The organism is Alkalihalophilus pseudofirmus, from assembly GCF_029094545.1.
Classification (GTDB): domain Bacteria; phylum Bacillota; class Bacilli; order Bacillales; family Bacillaceae_D; genus Alkalihalophilus; species Alkalihalophilus pseudofirmus.
Map to the genome: position 1 here is coordinate 78,554 of NZ_CP117835.1, position 19,685 is coordinate 98,238.

Below are 19,685 nucleotides of genomic sequence, written 5' to 3' on the forward strand. Positions count from 1 at the left end.
AATTTAATAAATACTAAACGTATAAATCCTCTTCAGGTGGTGAATGATGGTAACATTCAGTTTACTTGGAGGGGATCAGTTTTGAGTAGAGGTACGTTAAAGCAAATTTTATTGTTAACAGATGGTCACTCAAATCAAGGAGAAGATCCAGTTGCTATTGCGGCGCTTGCTAAAGAGCAAGGTATTACGGTGAATGTAATTGGGGTAGTAGATGAGAATCATTTAAATAAACAAGGAATTGATGAAATTGAAGCAATTGCCCTGGCGGGTGGCGGGGTCAGCCAAATTGTCTATGCAAAGCAGCTCGCAAAAACCGTCCAGATGGTGACTAGAAAAGCGATGACTCAAACCTTACACGGGGTAGTAAATAAAGAGCTGCAGCAGATTTTAGGTAAAGACCAAGAAATGGAAGATCTCTCTCCCGAAAAAAGAGGTCAAGTAATGGAAGTGGTAGATGAATTAGGAGAAACCATTCATCTGGATGTTCTTATTTTAGTAGATACGAGTGCAAGTATGAATAATAAACTGCCAATGGTTCAAGAGGCTTTAACAGATCTTTCTATCAGCCTCACATCACGTATGGGTGAAAATCGATTTGCACTTTATGCATTTCCCGGGAAAAGACGTGAGGTTGACCGTTTACTAGATTGGACACCTCAGCTTCAGTCTCTTACTGGTGTATTCCATAAACTATCATCAGGCGGTATTACGCCTACAGGTCCAGCATTGCAAGCAGCATTGCAAAAGTTTTCAAAAGGCGGTTCAAGAAGGAGTTTGATGGCTGGTGATGAAGAACAGCTCTTCAGAGAATCTGGCATATAAGCTGACTGCCGGGACAAGGCTGCTTGGTAAATGGCATCAAGAACGGTACAAGATCGTACGTTCTCTCGGGTCTGGAGCGACTGGGAAAGTATATCTGGCCGAATCGGTTCACGGGCTGGTAGCTCTTAAAGTAGGAATTGATAACATGGCTATTACATCAGAGGTAAATGTATTAAAGCACTTTGAGAAGGTCCAAGGACAAACGCTTGGACCTTCTTTACTAGATGTAGATGATGCAGTAGTGGGCGGGGTGACCCTTCCTTTTTATGCGATGGAATACTTAGACGGCCAGGAGCTGATTACGTATTTATCCAATAAAGGGGCAGAATGGTTCGGTCTCTTAATCATTCAGCTGTTAGGAGATTTAGATAAGCTCCACCAAGCTGGATGGGCCTTTGGAGATTTAAAACCTGATAATTTACTAGTAGTAGGCCCGCCTGCTCGTATACGGTGGCTTGATGTCGGGGGTACAACCTTACTCGGCCGTTCAATCAAAGAATACACAGAGTTTTATGACCGTGGGTATTGGGGATGCGGGACAAGAGTAGCTGAGCCGAGCTATGATCTTTTTAGTGTGGCTATGATTATGATAAACTGCGCCTATCCTAAGCGATTTGATAAAAAAGGCGATAAGCCGATTGTTTTGTTAAAAGAAAAGGTCGATCAAAGCAGCTATTTAGGCCCGTATCAACATGTCATTTATAAAGCATTGCAGGGTAAATACGCTCATGCAGCCGACATGAGAAAAGATATGGTTGAAGCTGTATCAAATGCTTCTTCTTATAAGGCACCAAAACAAAAAACGGCTGTTCGGAGTAAAGCTAAATCAAGAAGTAGACAAAAGCCGGTCAAAAAACAGGTGAAGATGCAAAAACAGAAAAAGAAAAAACCATCTTACTTTGTTGAAATCTTCCTCGTCTGCTCTTTTATTCTTTTAGCATATATCCTATACTTATTTGGACAAATGATGTAGGGTTCCTTTACGAGGTTAATGTTTGCATTAACTGATAGCTCTTCTGAATGAAGAAGGCTGATTGGAGCTGCTAATTGAGTAGAACGGGGGGTGCAAGGCATGAATGCAGATCGGATGATGGACATTTGTATGCTCGCTGGAGAAATCATGCTGACTTACGGTGCAGAAACATACCGTGTAGAAGAGACGCTTGAGCGTATGGCTAAGTCTGCCGGGTTTAAAAATGTGCATAGCTTTGTCACCACGACAGGAATTTTTCTTTCGTTTGATGTAGAAGGCAATGATGTCATGCAGATGATCCGTGTCGATGATCGGATGCAGGATTTAAATAAGGTTTCTCTTGTTAACCAATTATCGAGGGAGTTCGTAAGCGGCCTATTGGACGGGGATGAGGCATATAAAAAATTAGAGGAAATTGCTAAAGCCCCGATGAATTATTCTCCATGGCTTCTACATATTGCTTCAGGTGTAGCAGGAGGGGCTTTTTCGTATTTATTCGGCGGGAACTTATTTGATACGATTCCAGCCTTTATTGCAGGCTTTGCGGCTAGCTTTAGTGTAGTAGCATTACAGGAGTATATGAAGGTCAAATTTTTTGCTGAATTTATGTCTGCATTTTTGGGAGGCGCAGTAGCTATTCTTCTAGTGTTGCTTGGCTTAGGTGAAAACTTAGACCAAGTGATTATTGGAACGTTAATGCCGCTTGTCCCAGGTGTTCCTCTTACAAATGCTGTGCGTGATTTGATGTCTGGAGATTTAATAGCCGGAGTCAGCCGCGGAGCAGAGGCTGTGATTACAGCATTATCAATAGCAACAGGCATTGCATTAGCTATAGCCTTGCTGTTATAAGGAGGGATACCAATGATAGTAGAACTTATCTTTTGTTTTATGGCAACCGTTGCCTTTGGAGTCATCTTTAATGTTCCTTATAAAGTTATTTGGCTTGGCGGATTGATCGGATCTGTGGCGTGGTTTATTTATTCTACCTTACCTAACTGGGATATATCCGTAATTTTTGCAACAGCGATTGCATCACTTGTAAGTGCCACCATCTCACATTTCTTAGCCAAAAGATACCGAGTACCGGTGACCACTTTTAGTATTCCAGGAATTATACCACTCGTACCGGGAAGCCGAGCTTATTTTACCATGCTTGCTTTTGTGGATGGAAATTACATCGAGGGACTTCAGCTTGGAATTGAAACGATGCTCCAAGCAGGGGCGATTGCTGCAGGTCTTGTGTTTGCGTTGTCGGTTTTCTCATTTGGTAAAGGGGGTATAGGGCAGCGGTATGAATCAAGACGTTCATGATTTTATTATAAAACATAAACTATTAAATGAAGTACAAACCGTTTTTGTTGCCGTGTCCGGAGGTCCTGATTCTATGGCACTTCTCCATTACTTAATAAAACGGCGTGAGATGTACGGGATAGAAGTTGAGGCTGTCCATGTTAATCATCAACTGAGGGGCGCTGAATCAGTTGATGACGAGCAGTACGTGCGAAATTTTTGCACAGAGCATAACATTCCTTTACATACTAAGAAAATGGATGTACAAACATTCGCTGCACAAAACAAAATGGGGACGCAAAAAGCAGCCAGCGAACTAAGGTATCATTGGTTTGATGAATGGTTAGAAAATCGCCCGCATTCATGTATAGCTACCGCTCATCATGGTGATGATCAAACGGAAACGATCTTAATGACTATGGTGCGGGGAGGAAACTTGCTTGTCCCGTCAGGAATTAATGTGAAGAGAATTCTTCAAAACGGGTTTGTAATTCGCCCGTTTTTGGGAATAACAAAAGAAGAAATCGAGCATTATTGTAAGAGGGAAGGAATCACCCCGCGTATAGATTCGAGCAATCATTCAATGAAGTACACAAGAAATCGGTACAGACAACAGATTATGCCCTTTATTAAGTCCGAAAACCCATCTGTGCACATTCATATGCAACGTTTTCAAGAGTGGCAGCGTGATGATCAGAGCTATTTAATGGAGTTAGCAGAAGAGGCATTTAAGTCAATTGTTGTCAAAAAAAGTGAACAATCCATTACAATTTCGATTGAAGCAACAGAACGTCTGCGCTTCCCTTTACAAAGAAGGGTGATTCATCTAATATTAAGGTATCTTTACGGGAAAAATTCACCATCTAGTACATCTATACATATCGAGCAGATTATCCGCTTGCTCAACAGGCAGGAACCGTCTAAAGAACTTCATTTAGCAAACGGTCTTTTTGTATACCTTAGCTATGACTGCTGCCACTTTACCCTAAAGCCGCAAATAAAAGAAGAACAACCTCTTGTTCCTCTAACGGTGCCGGGAAAAACAGATACTGCTGCCGGAACATTCACTTCCTATTATCTAGAGACTTCGGACATACCTGAAGATCAAAAGCATATGCTTCACTTAGATGCTGATAAGGTAGTATTCCCTCTTTCTATTAGAGGTGTACTGCCGGGTGATCGAATCTCACTTAGAGGAATGTCTGGCACGAAAAAAGTAAACCGGCTGTATATAGACCGGAAAGTGGATTCTGCGGTAAGAAAGGTATGGCCTTTGCTAGTCGATGGAAGCGGGGAATTATTATGGGTTCCTCTTTTGCATCGATCAAAAAGTGCAGTCATCACGGATCAGACGAAGCGTGTACTTGTATTAGTATTTGTACCATGTATTAGTATTTGACCAAATGATGAGTTTTTTTTGTTTCATGATTATAAGTCCATTACAGGAGGGGCATTTTAAATTGATGAGGGACGAAATTAAAGAAGTATTAATCTCAGAAGAAGAAATTCAAGAAAAAGTGAAAGAGTTAGGAAAGGCGATTACAGAAGAATATGATGGTCGTTTTCCTTTAGTAGTAGGAGTTTTAAAAGGCGCAATGCCGTTTATGGGTGATTTAACAAAGCGTATAGACACACATCTTGAAATGGACTTTATGGATGTTTCAAGCTACGGTGCTGGTATGGTTTCTTCAGGTGAAGTGAAGATTCTAAAAGACTTAGATACATCTGTTGAAGGCCGTGATGTATTAATTCTTGAAGACATTATTGATAGCGGCTTAACGTTAAGCTATTTGATTAAGCTTTTCCACTACCGTAAAGCGAAGTCAGTGAAAGTAGTTACTTTACTTGATAAGCCGGACGGAAGAAAGGTTGACCTTGTTCCAGATATGGCTGGTTTTACAGTGCCAGATGCATTTGTTGTTGGATACGGGCTAGATTATGCTGAGCGTTATCGTAACCTGCCGTATATCGGTGTGTTAAAGCCAGAGATCTACGAGAGTTAATATTTGAGTGGTAAAGATTACTTATGATACGATAAACGAAGCTATAATGCCCGTCGGAGGAGGTCAAGGATGAATCGGATATTCCGTAATACGATTTTTTATTTACTCATTTTCCTAGTCATTGTCGGGATTGTGAGTGTATTCAACTCTGATCAAACAGAAACAGAGAACGTATCGTTTAATGAATTTGCTGAAAGGCTTGAGAATGGTCAGGTTCAAGAATTATCAGTGAAACCTGAGAGACAAGTGTACTTAGTGCGCGGTCAATTTAATGATCAAGCTGAAGATGAGTTTTTCCAAACGTATGCTCTACGCAGCGAGCAGACTGCTGAACTTTTATTTAATGCAGAAGACCCAACAGGAACACCATTTAATTTAGAAATTGAGCCGGCTGATGAGACGAGCGGGTGGGTTCAATTTTTCACAGGGATTATTCCGTTTATCATTATCTTTATTCTCTTCTTCTTCTTACTAAGTCAAGCTCAAGGCGGCGGCAGCCGAGTGATGAACTTTGGTAAAAGTAAGGCGAAAATGGTTAATGAAGATAAGAAAAAAGCGAAATTTAAAGATGTTGCTGGTGCAGATGAGGAGAAACAAGAGCTTGTAGAAGTTGTTGAGTTCTTAAAAGACCCTCGTAAATTCTCTGCAATTGGCGCTCGTATTCCAAAAGGGGTGCTTTTAGTAGGACCTCCGGGTACAGGTAAAACATTACTTGCTCGTGCAGTAGCTGGTGAAGCTGGCGTACCGTTCTTCTCAATTAGTGGTTCAGACTTCGTTGAGATGTTTGTCGGTGTCGGTGCATCCCGTGTACGTGATTTATTTGAAAATGCGAAGAAAAACGCCCCATGTATCATCTTTATTGATGAGATTGATGCAGTAGGTCGTCAGCGTGGAGCTGGACTTGGCGGCGGACATGATGAGCGTGAACAAACATTAAACCAATTACTTGTTGAGATGGATGGCTTCAGCGCAAACGAAGGAATTATCATTATTGCGGCTACAAACCGTGCGGATATTCTAGATCCAGCCCTTCTTCGCCCAGGCCGTTTTGACCGTCAAATTCAAGTTAACCGTCCAGATGTAAATGGACGTGAGGAAGTATTAAAGGTTCACGCAAGAAACAAACCTTTAAATGATGATGTAAACTTAAAGACCATTGCTACAAGAACACCTGGCTTCTCAGGGGCTGATCTTGAAAACCTGCTAAATGAAGCAGCGTTAGTGGCAGCAAGACATGATCACACGAAGATCAGCATGATTCATATTGAAGAAGCGATTGACCGGGTAATTGCAGGGCCGGCTAAAAAGAGCCGTGTTATTTCACCGAAAGAAAAGAAAATTGTTGCATGGCATGAAGCTGGACATACCGTTGTAGGTGTGAAGCTCGAGAATGCTGACATGGTTCATAAAGTAACTATCGTCCCTCGTGGTATGGCGGGAGGATATGCGGTTATGCTTCCTAAAGAAGACCGTTATTTCATGACACAGCCAGAGCTTCTTGATAAGATTATCGGACTCTTAGGTGGTCGTGTGGCGGAAGAAGTAACCTTTGGAGAAGTAAGTACGGGTGCTCATAATGATTTCCAACGAGCTACCGGTATAGCTAGAAAAATGGTTACAGAATACGGAATGAGTGAAAAGCTCGGTCCGATGCAGTTTATTTCTGGGTCTGGCGGTCAAGTATTCCTTGGTCGCGATATTCAAAATGAGCAGAACTACAGTGATGCGATTGCTCATGAGATTGACTTAGAAGTACAACGTATTATTAAAGAATGTTACGCACGTTGTAAACAAATTCTTCTTGAAAATAAAGACAGTCTTGATCTTGTAGCGAAAACGTTACTTGATATGGAGACGTTAGATGCGGAGCAAATTAAATCATTGGTGCATGAAGGAAAACTTCCTGATGATCATCATTTAAACGCTCACCTTGAAAAAGAGAAAGCATCGGAGTCAGATGTGAAAGTGAACATCAACTCTAAAAAAGAAGAAACACCGCAAGTAGAGGCTGAACAGCCGCAGGAACCAAACACAGATGAGCCGATTGAAAAAGATCCATCGGTGGAGGATAATCGTTCGTTTGAAGATGATAATAAAAAGAATGATTAATCTTTTTGATGAAAGGGAGGGTGTCGGAATCGACATCCTCTTTTCTTTCGTTTAAACTTAAATTCAGTTGTTTGGCCACATATAAATTAGATTCAAATCTGTACTAGGTTTGACCAGAGATAAGAGGTGAGGCAGATGATTCTGGTGGCAGATGTAGGGAATTCAAACATTGCCTTAGGTGTATATAGAAAACATGAATTAATCTATCATTGGCGTATAGCAACGAGCAGGCAAAAATCCGAAGACGAATATGCGATGACCATTAAAGCATTATTTGAGGACAAGGGCTTGCCCTTTGAATCGATTGAAGGAATTATTATCTCTTCAGTCGTCCCGCCTATCATGTATACACTCGAGCAAATGTGCAAGAGATATTTTAAATTAAATCCTATGATCATTGGTCCTGGAATAAAGACAGGGTTGAACATAAAATATGATAACCCGCGCGAAGTAGGGGCAGATCGAATTGTCAATGCAGTTGCCGCTATAGAGTTATACGGCTCGCCGCTTGTGATTGTGGATTTTGGCACAGCTACAACTTACTGCTATATAAACGAGCAAAAACAATATATGGGCGGGGCCATCGCACCCGGCATCTCGATTTCAACAGAAGCCCTATATACAAAGGCTTCAAAACTGCCGCGAATTGAAATAGCGAAGCCTGTGGATGTGCTGGGAAAAAATACGGTACACGCGATGCAAGCAGGGATATTTTTTGGTTATGTCGGTCAAGTTGATGGGATTGTCGGCCGCATGAAGGAACAATCAAAAGAAACTCCTGCTGTTATTGCGACAGGAGGGTTAGCGAGCCTTATCTCTACAGAAGCTAAAAGTATTGATGTGGTTGATCCCTTACTGACATTAAAAGGCTTAAGGATTATTTATGAGAAAAATAAAGAACAACATAAAAACAATTTCTAAATAAAGGAGAATTACAATGAGTGATTATTTAGTAAAAGCAACAGGGTTTGAAGGCAAAGTTCGTGCATATGCATTAGTAGCGACGGATATGATTAATGAGGCAGTTAGAAGACAAGGGACATGGCCGACTGCATCAGCTGCTTTAGGGCGTGCGATGATGGCAAGCACAATGATGGGAGCCATGTTAAAAGGTGATGCTAAATTAACGGTGAAGATTGAAGGCCGCGGTCCGATTGGAGCTATTATTGTAGATACTAATACAAAAGGAGAATCTCGCGGTTATGTAACGAATCCTCAAACACATTTCGACCTTAACGAGCACGGGAAACTTGATGTAGCTCGTGCAGTAGGTACGGATGGCTATTTATCAGTTGTAAAAGATATCGGTATGAGAGATAACTTTACTGGGAGTGTTCCGATTGTATCAGGAGAACTTGGGGAAGATTTCACGTATTATTTCGCTTCTTCAGAACAAACTCCATCGTCAGTTGGTGTAGGGGTTCTGGTAAATCCAGACAACTCTATTTTGGCTGCGGGCGGATTTATTATTCAATTAATGCCAGGTGCGGATGATGAAGTCATTTCTGAAATCGAAAAACGACTAAACTCGATTCCTCCTATTTCAAAGCTTGTAGAAGCAGGTATGCCGCCAGAAGAAATGTTAAAAGCGCTGCTTGGTGATGATAATGTTAAGTTTTTAGATAATATGCCGGTTGCTTTCTCATGTGCATGCTCTAAAGAACGTGTAGCGAATGCTATTACGAGTCTTGGTGCAGAAGAAATTCAAGAAATGATTGACGAAGACGGGGGAGCTGAAACTCGCTGTAACTTCTGTAATGAAGTCTATGCGTTTGATGTCGCTGAGCTAGAGAAATTACTAACAGAAACTAAATAAATTGGAAATTGGGCTTTTTATTGATTGACTTATCTGAAAACGTCTGCTAACATTATTTATACAAAACCTATGAATTTACTTGGGATTAGGAGGCGCTATCCATGAAAGTTGTTCAATCGATTACGGAGTTAATTGGCAACACGCCGCTAGTAAAATTAAATCGTCTTGTTACTGATAAGCACGCCGAGGTGTATTTGAAATTAGAATTTATGAACCCAGGGAGCAGTGTAAAGGATCGTATTGGATTAGCAATGATCGAAGCTGCAGAAAAAGATGGGACATTAAAACCTGGAGATACAATTGTTGAACCGACAAGTGGTAACACAGGAATTGGATTAGCAATGGTCGCAGCTGCCAAAGGATATAAAACAAAATTAGTAATGCCTGAGACAATGAGTATGGAGCGTCGTAACTTGTTACGCGCTTATGGAGCTGAGCTTGTTCTAACGCCAGGACCAGAAGGGATGGGCGGTGCGATCCGTAAAGCGACAGAGCTCGCAAAAGAAAACGGCTACTTCATGCCGCAGCAATTTGAAAATGATGCCAACCCTAAAATCCATCGTGAGACGACAGGAAAAGAGCTTCTAGAGCAAGTAGACGGGCAGCTAGATGGATTTGTTTCTGGAATTGGAACAGGCGGTACGATTACAGGTGCCGGCGGTTTCTTGAAAGAACATTTTCCAAACCTGCATATTGCAGCAGTAGAACCTCAAGATTCGCCAATCTTATCAGGTGGAAACCCAGGACCTCATAAGATTCAAGGAATTGGTGCGGGCTTTGTCCCTGATATTCTAGATACCGCTGTATATGATGAAGTCATTCAAGTATCAACTGAGCAAGCATTTGAATATGCTCGTCGTGCAGCAAGAGAAGAAGGGATCCTTGGAGGCATTTCATCTGGGGCGGCCATTTACTCTGCGCTTCAATTAGCTGAAAAGCTTGGACCGGGTAAAAAGGTAGTAGCGATTATTCCTTCAAATGGTGAACGCTACTTAAGTACACCACTTTATCAATTCGAAGATTAATTAAGACAAACAGCCGCGCCTTTTGGTGAGGCTGTTTTTTCTTATAGGCCGTTTCCATTATTAGTCGGCTCTCTTACTCGGTCTTGTTCTTTTCTTCTATTTCGTTGTCATGTAGAATGGATAGTAGAAAGAAATGAAATGAACGGAGTGAAGCCGTTGGAACGGAATGGCCTATCAAAAGAAAAGATGAATTGGACCGCAAAGGCGAGTTCTTTTTCATTAAGCAAAGAAAAATGGTTTGAAGCATATAAACAATTATCTAATGAAAAACCCCATCACGTCCTTTTAGAAAGCGGGCGCGGCGGTCAATACAGTATTATAGGACTTGATCCGTTTGCGATTGTGGAAGGGAAGGGCGAGGTTCTTACTGTTAAACGGGGGAACGAAATCGAGACGAAAAAAGGGAAACTTCTCGATTCATTAAAAGAGGTTATGGCGCCTTACCGGACAGCTGTATTGCCAGATACACCTTCTTTTCAAGGAGGGGCGATTGGTTACTTAAGCTATGATATTGTCCGGGAAATCGAAAAGCTTCCTCATATATCAGACGATGATCTAGGTCTGCCTGATCTTTACTTTATGCTTTTTCATGATGTATTTATTTATGAGCATAAGGAAGAGCAGATGTGGGCCATTGTTCATGGAGAACAAGATCATGTAAGTGAGTTAGAGGAAAGATTAAAGCATTACGAAGAATTATGGACAAAGACGTCTGCTGAAACAACTTGGGGTTATGAGGCTAGGGAAGCTAATCCTGATGCAGGTGCTTCGATGAGTGAAGAGGAGTTTGGGGCTGCAGTAGAAAAAATTAAAGAGTACATTGCAGCTGGAGATGTTTTTCAGGTGAATCTCTCGGTGAGACAGTCTAAAGGGCTTAGGTGCGAACCGATGCATGTGTATGAGACACTGCGAAAATTGAATCCATCTCCATACATGAGCTATTTCGAAACGCCGGATGTCCAATTTGTTAGTGCTTCACCAGAACTGCTCGTAAAAAAGCAAGGAATGGAAGTGAGTACGCGTCCGATTGCAGGAACGCGCTCACGTGGAAAAAATGAAGAAGAAGACAGAGAGCTTGCTGCGACTTTAATAGAAAATGAAAAAGAACGAGCTGAACATGTGATGCTTGTGGATTTAGAGAGAAATGATTTAGGGCGTGTTTGTGAGTACGGCACTGTCGAAGTAAACGAGTTAATGGTGATTGAAAAGTATTCACACGTGATGCATATCGTCTCTAATGTGCGCGGGATGCTCAATGATCAATACGATTTGTATGAGGTCATACGAGCGACTTTTCCTGGAGGAACAATTACGGGTGCACCAAAAGTACGGACGATGGAAATTATCGAAGAGCTAGAGCCTGTAAGAAGAGGTATTTACACAGGGTCGATCGGCTGGATTGGGTTTAACGATGAAATGGAGTTGAATATTACAATCCGGACGATGGTGTGTAAGGATGGGCAGGCTCATGTGCAGGCGGGAGCAGGAATTGTAATTGATTCAAACCCTAAGCATGAGTATAAGGAATCATTAAAGAAAGCAAGAGCATTGTGGCATGCCCTTGAGTTGAGTGAAGAAGAGTTGAGTTCGAAATTAAATAGCTAGTTGAGCTGAGGAGGAACTATTTATGATTATTATGATTGATAACTATGATTCTTTTACGTATAACTTGGTGCAGTATTTAGGGGAGATGGGAGAAGAGTTGATTGTTAAGCGTAACGATCAGATTACAATTGAAGAAATTGAAGAACTTAACCCTGATTACTTAATGATTTCACCTGGACCTTGCAGTCCTAATGAGGCGGGGATCAGCCTTGAGGCAATCCGTTACTTTGCTGGTAAAATTCCTATCTTCGGTGTATGTCTCGGTCATCAATCGATTGCTCAAGTGTTTGGTGGAGATGTGATTCGTGCAGAGCGCTTAATGCATGGTAAAACCTCTTTAGTCCATCATAATGAGAAAACAATCTTTAAAAATATTCCTACGCCGCTAACAGCTACTCGTTACCACTCGTTAATTGTAAAAAGAGAAACGCTGCCTGAATGCTTTGAGGTTACAGCTGAAACGGAAGCGGGAGAAATTATGGCGATTCGTCATAAAGAGCTGGCGATTGAAGGTGTTCAATTCCATCCGGAGTCGATTATGACTGATGCAGGGAAAGTTTTATTACGTAACTTTGTTAAGACATATCGCAAGGAACCAGTAGAATGATGATGTATGTAGATGGTGAACTCGTTTCAGGCGAACAAGCGAAAGTGTCTGTTTTTGACCATGGTTACATGTATGGACTAGGGTTGTTTGAGACATTTCGCGTGTATAATGGTCATCCTTTTCTATTGGATGACCATTTTCGCCGTTTGCAAGAAGGATTACATATGCTTGGCATAGAGTGGGAGATGAACCGTCAAGATATGAGCCGTGTCATCGATCAGCTGATCAATGCCAATCAATATCAAGATCAAGATGTGTATGTAAGGTGGAACGTTTCTGCAGGCGATAAGGGACTTGGGCTTTATACGGGGCAATACACTGAACCTGTAACCGTAGTGTATACCAAGTCGCTCCCTGAACAGATGGGCCGAGAAAAACAAGGTGTTATTTTAAAGACGAGACGCAATACACCTGAAACGAAGGTGCGGTTGAAGTCACATCACTATTTGAATAATATAATGGCTAAACGTGAAATAGGATCAGATCCTTCAGTTGAAGGCATTTTTTTAACGGAAGATGGCTATCTAGCAGAGGGGATTGTTTCGAACTTATTCTGGGTAAAGAACGGTATCGTGTATACCCCCTCTATTGAAACGGGTATTCTGAATGGTATAACGAGGCAGTTTGTAATCAAGATATTTGAAGACAGCGGGTATATCGTAAATGCAGGAAAGTTTCCAAAAGAAGAGCTTTATGAGGCCGATGAAGTGTTTGTGACCAATTCTATACAAGAAGTTGTCTCTCTTACAAGTATCGACCGCCATACGTATGATTCAAAACAAACCATAACGAGAGAGCTGCAACAAAGGTACAAGCTATACAGCAAAAAGCTTTGGAGCAAGAGTGAGTTATAAGGAGGGTGCACCGTGGGTAAACGTACAAAAATTATGGGGATTTTGAATGCAACCCCAGATTCCTTTTCTGATGGCGGTAAATATAACGATGTCGAAGCAGCTAAAAGAAGAGCGTTGGAAATGATTGAGCAAGGTGCTGATATTATTGATATTGGCGGAGAATCAACTCGTCCTGGCTTTGAAAAAGTCGAAGCGGATGAAGAGCTTGCGAGAGTCATTCCGGTTATTGAAGCCGTAAGAGGAGTGACAGATGTTCCGATCTCAATTGATACGTATAAAGCGTACGTAGCTCGGGAAGCCATTAAGGCGGGTGCAACGATCATTAATGATGTATGGGGAGCTAAGGCTGATCCACTGATGGCTCAAGTAGCAGCTGACACCGGTGTTGAAATTATTTTGATGCACAATCGTGACAATACAGAGTACACAGATCTACTTCTAGATATGAAACAAGATATAGAAGAGAGTATCGCTTTATGCCATCAAGCTGGCGTTAAAGATGAGAAAATCATTTTAGATCCGGGCATCGGCTTTGCTAAAACGTACGAGCAAAATCTTGAAGTGATGCGTAGGCTTGATGAATTTACCGCTTTAGGGTACCCCGTTCTTTTAGGCACTTCTAGAAAAAGGTTTATTGCAAAAACATTAGACCTCCCTGTTGATGAACGTGTTGAAGGAACTGGCGCTACGGTATGCTTAGGTATAGCTAAAGGCTGTGAAATTGTACGTGTACACGATGTTCTTGAAATGAGCAGAATGGCAAAGATGATGGATGCAATGCTGGGAGGCGAATGATAATGGATAAAATCTATATGGATGGATTAGAATTTTACGGCTATCATGGGGTCTTTAAAGAAGAAAATAAACTAGGGCAGCGCTTTTATGTAGACTTAACTCTAGAGCTGGATTTAAAGAAGGCTTCTGCATCTGACAATATTAATGAAACCATTAATTACGGCGAGGTTTATAAAAAGGTAAAAGAAATTGTTGAAGGAGAGCCCTATAAGCTGGTAGAAACGGTTGCTGAGAAGATTGCGGCTGACTTGCTTGGCTCATATCAACGCCTAGAAAGGTGCACGGTGAAGCTTATTAAGCCTGATCCGCCTATTCCTGGTCACTATAAATCTGTTGCGGTTGAAATCACAAGGGGGAAAAATGAAGCATAATGTCTATATTGCTCTCGGCTCAAATATTGGGGACCGAGCTGCCTATCTTGAAGAAGCGATCGATCGGCTGGATAAAGAAGAGGATATTAAAGTTGTTAAAAGATCTTCTATCTATGAAACGGAACCTGTAGGGTATGTCGATCAACAGTCATTTTTAAATATGGTTATACAAGCTAAGACGAATTTAAGTCCAGAGAAATTATTGGAGATGACTCAATCAATAGAAGATACATGCGGACGCAAGCGCGATATCAGGTGGGGACCAAGAACAATTGATCTTGACATTCTCCTTTTCGATCAACAAAATATGAAAGTAGAGAACCTATGCATACCCCATCCTAGAATGTGGGAACGTGCATTCGTAATCGTGCCATTATATGAACTTAACTCTGAACTTTATTTTCAATCACGTAATCAAACGATAAAAGATATATACGAGGCGTTGCCAGATAAAGAGGGTGTAAACGTATGGAAATCGAGAGTTGGGGCAGAAGGATCAGAGCATTTCGAAAGCTAAAAGGTTTTACCCAGCAGCGATTTGCTAAAGAGATGGGGATATCTGTTTCTGTCTTAGGTGAAGTAGAGCGAGGCAGCAGAGAACCTGATGAAAAAATGCTTGAGAAAGTAACATCGGTTTTAAATATAACGAAGCAAGATTTAATCCAAAGGTGATCAGACAAAACCTAGAGGTGAATTGAAGTGTTAAAGATCGGTAATATTGAAATGAAGAACCAAGTTGTCCTTGCACCGATGGCGGGAGTTTGTAATCCGGCTTTCCGTTTAATTGCTAAGGAATTTGGTGCCGGCTTAGTATGTGCGGAGATGGTGAGTGATAAAGCGATTCTACACAAAAATGAGAGATCTCTAAGCATGCTTTATGTAGATGATCGCGAAAAGCCTCTAAGCCTGCAAATTTTTGGCGGGGAAAAAGAAACGCTTGTTGAGGCAGCTAAGTTTGTTGATAAAAATACAAATGCAGATATTATTGATATCAACATGGGCTGTCCTGTCCCAAAAATCACTAAATGTGATGCAGGCGCGAGATGGCTGCTTGATCCGAATAAAATTTATGAAATGGTTGCAGCGACAGTAGATGCCGTTGATAAACCGGTAACAGTTAAGATGCGTATCGGCTGGGATGAGGATCATATCTTTGCAGTTGAAAACGCGCGTGCAGTTGAACGTGCAGGGGGAAGTGCGGTCGCTGTTCATGGTCGTACTCGTGTCCAGATGTATGAAGGGCATGCAGATTGGAACATCATTAAAGAAGTAAAAGATGCTGTAAATATTCCTGTAATCGGAAATGGCGATGTGCAGTCTCCACAAGATGCTCGTCGTATGATAGATGAAATAGGGGTAGATGGTGTTATGATAGGTCGTGCTGCACTAGGAAACCCATGGATGCTTTATCGTACAGTGAAGTATCTTGAAAATGGGGAGCTAATGCCTGATCCTACTCCGCGTGAGAAGATCGACGTGTGCATGATTCACTTAGATCGCTTAATTGCTCTAAGAGGTGAATCTGTTGCTGTGCGGGAAATGAGAAAGCACGCAGCATGGTATTTGAAAGGGTTGCGCGGCGGCGGCCGTATTAGAGATCAAATTAACATGTTCGAATCAAGAGATGATGTAGCGAAAACATTGTATGATTATATTGACCAGCTAGAAGAGGAAATGGCTAATGAGTCAATTGTCGTTTGACTTTAAGTGAATAATTAACTATAATGCGTTTGAGTTTATGAAACTGCCAGCTAACCCCTGGCAGTTTTTCTATGTCAAAAAAACCTGTATAATGATAACTGATAAGTTAATCTCGAGTAGCAAATCATTAAGTTCGATTGGTTGACTTAAAGGATAAGTGTAATCTGGTTATAGAACAAAAAAGATTTGATTATAATGAGTTCACAATATGGACTCATAAAATAGAGGAGATGAAAAAGTAATGAGCCAAGAGGTCGAATTAAATGATTTACTTGCCGTACGAAGAGACAAGCTTTCTCAATTAGAAGCACAAGGAGCAAACCCGTTCGGCGGCCGCTTTGAGAGAACCCATACAGCCAAAACAATGGAGAGTACATTTGCAGAGTTATCTAAAGAAGAATTAGAAGAGCAAGGTCATGAAGTAACGCTAGCTGGACGTATTATGACTAAGCGTGGAAAAGGGAAAGCTGGTTTTGCCCACATCCAAGACTTATCTGGTCAAGTTCAAATTTATGTTCGTAAGGATGCTGTGGGTGAAGAGCAGTATGATCTTTTCACTTCTATTGATATTGGAGATATTGTAGGTGTAACAGGTACGGCTTTCAAAACAAAAGTAGGAGAGTTGTCGGTTAAAGTAACTAATTTTCAAATTCTCTCTAAGTCATTACGCCCGCTTCCAGACAAATTTCACGGCTTAAAAGACATTGAGCAGCGTTACCGTCAACGTTATGTAGACTTAATTATGAACCCGGAAGTACGTGACACGTTTGTATTACGTAGTAAAATATTGCAATCTATGCGTCGTTACCTAGATAATCGTGGATTCCTAGAAGTTGAAACTCCTACTATGCACTCTATTGCAGGGGGAGCATCTGCGCGTCCTTTTGTCACGCATCACAATGCGTTAGACATGACTTTATATATGCGTATTGCTATTGAGCTTCACCTGAAGCGTCTTATTGTAGGCGGCATGGAGAAAGTATATGAGATCGGCCGTGTATTCCGTAATGAAGGGGTATCTACTAGACATAACCCAGAGTTTACAATGATTGAGTTATATGAAGCTTATGCAGACTATCAAGACATTATGGAGCTCACAGAAGAACTTGTCGCCCATATTGCTAGGGAAGTATTAGGGACAACGAAGGTCACATACGGTGAGTATGAAGTAGACCTAGAGCCTAAGTGGACTCGTGTGCATATGGTGGATGCTATTAAAGAAAAGAGCGGCGTTGATTTCTGGCCTGAAATGACTGATGAGGAAGCTCGTGCTCTTGCAAAAGAACACAAGGTACCGGTAAAAGAAACAATGACATACGGCCACGTTGTTAATGAGTTCTTTGAACACTTTGTTGAAGAGTCGCTTATTCAGCCTACATTTATATACGGCCACCCAACAGCCATCTCTCCTCTAGCTAAGAAAAATCCTGAAGACGAGCGTTTCACAGATCGTTTTGAGTTGTTTATTGTCGGACGTGAGCACGCGAATGCCTTCTCTGAGTTAAATGACCCTATTGATCAGCGCCAGCGCTTTGAGCAGCAGCTGGTTGAGCGCGAACAAGGCGATGATGAAGCTCATATGATGGATGAGGACTTTGTAGAGTCTCTTGAATATGGAATGCCTCCTACTGGTGGACTAGGGATCGGTATTGACCGTTTAGTAATGTTACTAACTAATTCGCCGTCTATTCGTGACGTGCTGCTATTCCCGCAAATGAGAAATCGTGAACATAGTGAATAAACGTAAAAAGTCCAGGTCATTATGACCTGGACTTTTTCTCTTTTTATTGGTTTAGTCTGTCGTTTAACGGGTAAGGCCGTTATAATGGAGGAAATCTTAGCTTTCAAAAAAACTTTTAAAAAAGTTTATAAAAACAGTTGCAACTTTTTATCCAGGGTGATATATTATTACTTGTCGCTGAGACAACAACGAAACAAACAACAGCGATTGAAAAAACTTCTAAAAAAGATCTTGACGCTGGCGATTGAAAGTGTTAAGATAGTAAAGTCGCCAATGAGCGGCGGACAAGTTCTTTGAAAACTGAACAAAAGCCAAGCGAAATAGAGATACATGATATCTCGTCAATGAATTATTTTTGAGCTTAATCAAACACTTTTATGGAGAGTTTGATCCTGGCTCAGGACGAACGCTGGCGGCGTGCCTAATACATGCAAGTCGAGCGGACTGATGGGAGCTTGCTCCCTGATGTTAGCGGCGGACGGGTGAGTAACACGTGGGCAACCTGCCTGTAAGACTGGGATAACTCCGGGAAACCGGGGCTAATACCGGATAACCCGTTCCACCTCATGGTGGAGCGGTAAAAGATGGCCTCTGGCTATCACTTACAGATGGGCCCGCGGCGCATTAGCTAGTTGGTAAGGTAACGGCTTACCAAGGCGACGATGCGTAGCCGACCTGAGAGGGTGATCGGCCACACTGGGACTGAGACACGGCCCAGACTCCTACGGGAGGCAGCAGTAGGGAATCTTCCGCAATGGACGAAAGTCTGACGGAGCAACGCCGCGTGAGTGATGAAGGTTTTCGGATCGTAAAGCTCTGTTGTTAGGGAAGAACAAGTGCCGTTTGAATAAGGCGGCACCTTGACGGTACCTAACCAGAAAGCCACGGCTAACTACGTGCCAGCAGCCGCGGTAATACGTAGGTGGCAAGCGTTGTCCGGAATTATTGGGCGTAAAGCGCGCGCAGGCGGTCTCTTAAGTCTGATGTGAAAGCCCACGGCTCAACCGTGGAGGGTCATTGGAAACTGGGAGACTTGAGTACAGAAGAGGAGAGTGGAATTCCACGTGTAGCGGTGAAATGCGTAGATATGTGGAGGAACACCAGTGGCGAAGGCGACTCTCTGGTCTGTAACTGACGCTGAGGCGCGAAAGCGTGGGGAGCAAACAGGATTAGATACCCTGGTAGTCCACGCCGTAAACGATGAGTGCTAGGTGTTAGGGGTTTCGATGCCCTTAGTGCCGAAGTTAACACATTAAGCACTCCGCCTGGGGAGTACGACCGCAAGGTTGAAACTCAAAGGAATTGACGGGGGCCCGCACAAGCAGTGGAGCATGTGGTTTAATTCGAAGCAACGCGAAGAACCTTACCAGGTCTTGACATCCTTTGACCACTCTAGAGATAGAGCTTTCCCCTTCGGGGGACAAAGTGACAGGTGGTGCATGGTTGTCGTCAGCTCGTGTCGTGAGATGTTGGGTTAAGTCCCGCAACGAGCGCAACCCTTGATCTTAGTTGCCAGCATTCAGTTGGGCACTCTAAGGTGACTGCCGGTGACAAACCGGAGGAAGGTGGGGATGACGTCAAATCATCATGCCCCTTATGACCTGGGCTACACACGTGCTACAATGGATGGTACAAAGGGCTGCAAAACCGCGAGGTTGAGCGAATCCCATAAAGCCATTCTCAGTTCGGATTGTAGGCTGCAACTCGCCTACATGAAGCCGGAATTGCTAGTAATCGCGGATCAGCATGCCGCGGTGAATACGTTCCCGGGCCTTGTACACACCGCCCGTCACACCACGAGAGTTTGTAACACCCGAAGTCGGTGAGGTAACCTTTTGGAGCCAGCCGCCTAAGGTGGGACAGATGATTGGGGTGAAGTCGTAACAAGGTAGCCGTATCGGAAGGTGCGGCTGGATCACCTCCTTTCTATGGAGTATTTAACTCTAGTCGATGTATGATCTTACGATCATATA

At 42.4% G+C, this 19,685-nt stretch carries 19 protein-coding genes and 1 rRNA gene; all 20 read left to right on the forward strand.

Annotation, left to right across the window (positions count from 1 at the left end):
• Nucleotides 1-81 precede the first annotated feature (81 nt).
• The 20 genes from PQ478_RS00375 to PQ478_RS00470 all read left to right on the forward strand — a co-directional run bounded on the left by PQ478_RS00375 (nt 82) and on the right by PQ478_RS00470 (nt 19,638).
• A complete protein-coding gene (locus tag PQ478_RS00375; protein WP_012957086.1) occupies nt 82-822 on the forward strand; it encodes a vWA domain-containing protein in 741 nt (246 codons plus the stop codon).
• Nucleotides 785-1,795: a serine/threonine protein kinase PrkT gene (gene prkT / locus PQ478_RS00380; protein ID WP_289235530.1), complete on the forward strand. Its 1,011-nt coding sequence runs from the start codon at nt 785-787 to the stop codon at nt 1,793-1,795. The genes PQ478_RS00375 and prkT overlap by 38 nt, the downstream gene beginning before the upstream one ends.
• Nucleotides 1,796-1,894: 99 nt before the next feature.
• Nucleotides 1,895-2,644, forward strand: a complete 750-nt coding sequence (locus PQ478_RS00385; RefSeq protein WP_012957088.1) for a threonine/serine exporter family protein — start codon at nt 1,895-1,897, stop codon at nt 2,642-2,644.
• A 12-nt stretch (nt 2,645-2,656) separates the two neighbouring features.
• A complete protein-coding gene (locus PQ478_RS00390) occupies nt 2,657-3,106 on the forward strand; it encodes a threonine/serine exporter family protein (protein ID WP_012957089.1) in 450 nt (149 codons plus the stop codon).
• On the forward strand, nt 3,087-4,484 hold the full coding sequence (gene tilS, locus PQ478_RS00395; protein WP_289235531.1) for a tRNA lysidine(34) synthetase TilS: 1,398 nt from the start codon (nt 3,087-3,089) through the stop codon (nt 4,482-4,484). The genes PQ478_RS00390 and tilS overlap by 20 nt, the downstream gene beginning before the upstream one ends.
• A 64-nt stretch (nt 4,485-4,548) precedes the next feature.
• Nucleotides 4,549-5,088 (forward strand): hypoxanthine phosphoribosyltransferase, encoded by a 540-nt coding sequence (gene hpt / locus PQ478_RS00400; protein WP_012957091.1) that lies wholly within the window; start codon nt 4,549-4,551, stop codon nt 5,086-5,088.
• 69 nt (nt 5,089-5,157) lie between these two features.
• The gene (gene ftsH, locus PQ478_RS00405; RefSeq protein ID WP_289235532.1) at nt 5,158-7,197 is read left to right on the forward strand and encodes an ATP-dependent zinc metalloprotease FtsH; all 2,040 of its coding nucleotides are present in this window, start codon (nt 5,158-5,160) and stop codon (nt 7,195-7,197) included.
• Between the two features lie 135 nt (nt 7,198-7,332).
• Nucleotides 7,333-8,118: a type III pantothenate kinase gene (locus PQ478_RS00410; protein ID WP_012957093.1), complete on the forward strand. Its 786-nt coding sequence runs from the start codon at nt 7,333-7,335 to the stop codon at nt 8,116-8,118.
• A 16-nt stretch (nt 8,119-8,134) separates the two neighbouring features.
• A complete protein-coding gene (hslO, locus tag PQ478_RS00415; RefSeq protein WP_289235533.1) occupies nt 8,135-9,013 on the forward strand; it encodes an Hsp33 family molecular chaperone HslO in 879 nt (292 codons plus the stop codon).
• Between the two features lie 101 nt (nt 9,014-9,114).
• A complete protein-coding gene (gene cysK / locus PQ478_RS00420; RefSeq protein WP_289235534.1) occupies nt 9,115-10,038 on the forward strand; it encodes a cysteine synthase A in 924 nt (307 codons plus the stop codon).
• A gap of 138 nt (nt 10,039-10,176) precedes the next feature.
• Nucleotides 10,177-11,643, forward strand: coding sequence for an aminodeoxychorismate synthase, component I (pabB, locus tag PQ478_RS00425; RefSeq protein ID WP_435521064.1), 1,467 nt, complete (start codon nt 10,177-10,179; stop codon nt 11,641-11,643).
• Nucleotides 11,644-11,665: 22 nt separating this feature from the next.
• A complete protein-coding gene (pabA, locus tag PQ478_RS00430; protein WP_289235535.1) occupies nt 11,666-12,250 on the forward strand; it encodes an aminodeoxychorismate/anthranilate synthase component II in 585 nt (194 codons plus the stop codon).
• Nucleotides 12,247-13,104 carry an aminodeoxychorismate lyase gene (gene pabC / locus PQ478_RS00435; RefSeq protein ID WP_289235536.1) on the forward strand — a complete coding sequence of 286 codons (858 nt, stop codon included), beginning with the start codon at nt 12,247-12,249 and terminating at the stop codon, nt 13,102-13,104. The genes pabA and pabC overlap by 4 nt, the downstream gene beginning before the upstream one ends.
• A gap of 33 nt (nt 13,105-13,137) precedes the next feature.
• Nucleotides 13,138-13,899, forward strand: a complete 762-nt coding sequence (gene folP / locus PQ478_RS00440; RefSeq protein WP_238457444.1) for a dihydropteroate synthase — start codon at nt 13,138-13,140, stop codon at nt 13,897-13,899.
• A 2-nt stretch (nt 13,900-13,901) separates the two neighbouring features.
• Nucleotides 13,902-14,270, forward strand: a complete 369-nt coding sequence (folB, locus tag PQ478_RS00445) for a dihydroneopterin aldolase (RefSeq protein WP_075684050.1) — start codon at nt 13,902-13,904, stop codon at nt 14,268-14,270.
• The gene (folK, locus tag PQ478_RS00450; RefSeq protein ID WP_075684049.1) at nt 14,260-14,787 is read left to right on the forward strand and encodes a 2-amino-4-hydroxy-6-hydroxymethyldihydropteridine diphosphokinase; all 528 of its coding nucleotides are present in this window, start codon (nt 14,260-14,262) and stop codon (nt 14,785-14,787) included. Before folB ends, folK begins: the two co-directional genes overlap by 11 nt.
• Nucleotides 14,739-14,942: a helix-turn-helix domain-containing protein gene (locus PQ478_RS00455; RefSeq protein WP_022627982.1), complete on the forward strand. Its 204-nt coding sequence runs from the start codon at nt 14,739-14,741 to the stop codon at nt 14,940-14,942. Before folK ends, PQ478_RS00455 begins: the two co-directional genes overlap by 49 nt.
• A 27-nt stretch (nt 14,943-14,969) precedes the next feature.
• The gene (gene dusB, locus PQ478_RS00460) at nt 14,970-15,971 is read left to right on the forward strand and encodes a tRNA dihydrouridine synthase DusB (RefSeq protein ID WP_012957103.1); all 1,002 of its coding nucleotides are present in this window, start codon (nt 14,970-14,972) and stop codon (nt 15,969-15,971) included.
• A 241-nt stretch (nt 15,972-16,212) separates the two neighbouring features.
• Complete coding sequence (gene lysS, locus PQ478_RS00465; protein WP_289235537.1) at nt 16,213-17,712, forward strand: lysine--tRNA ligase; 1,500 nt, start codon at nt 16,213-16,215, stop codon at nt 17,710-17,712.
• Nucleotides 17,713-18,086: 374 nt separating this feature from the next.
• Nucleotides 18,087-19,638 (forward strand): 16S ribosomal RNA (locus PQ478_RS00470).
• Nucleotides 19,639-19,685 lie beyond the last annotated feature (47 nt).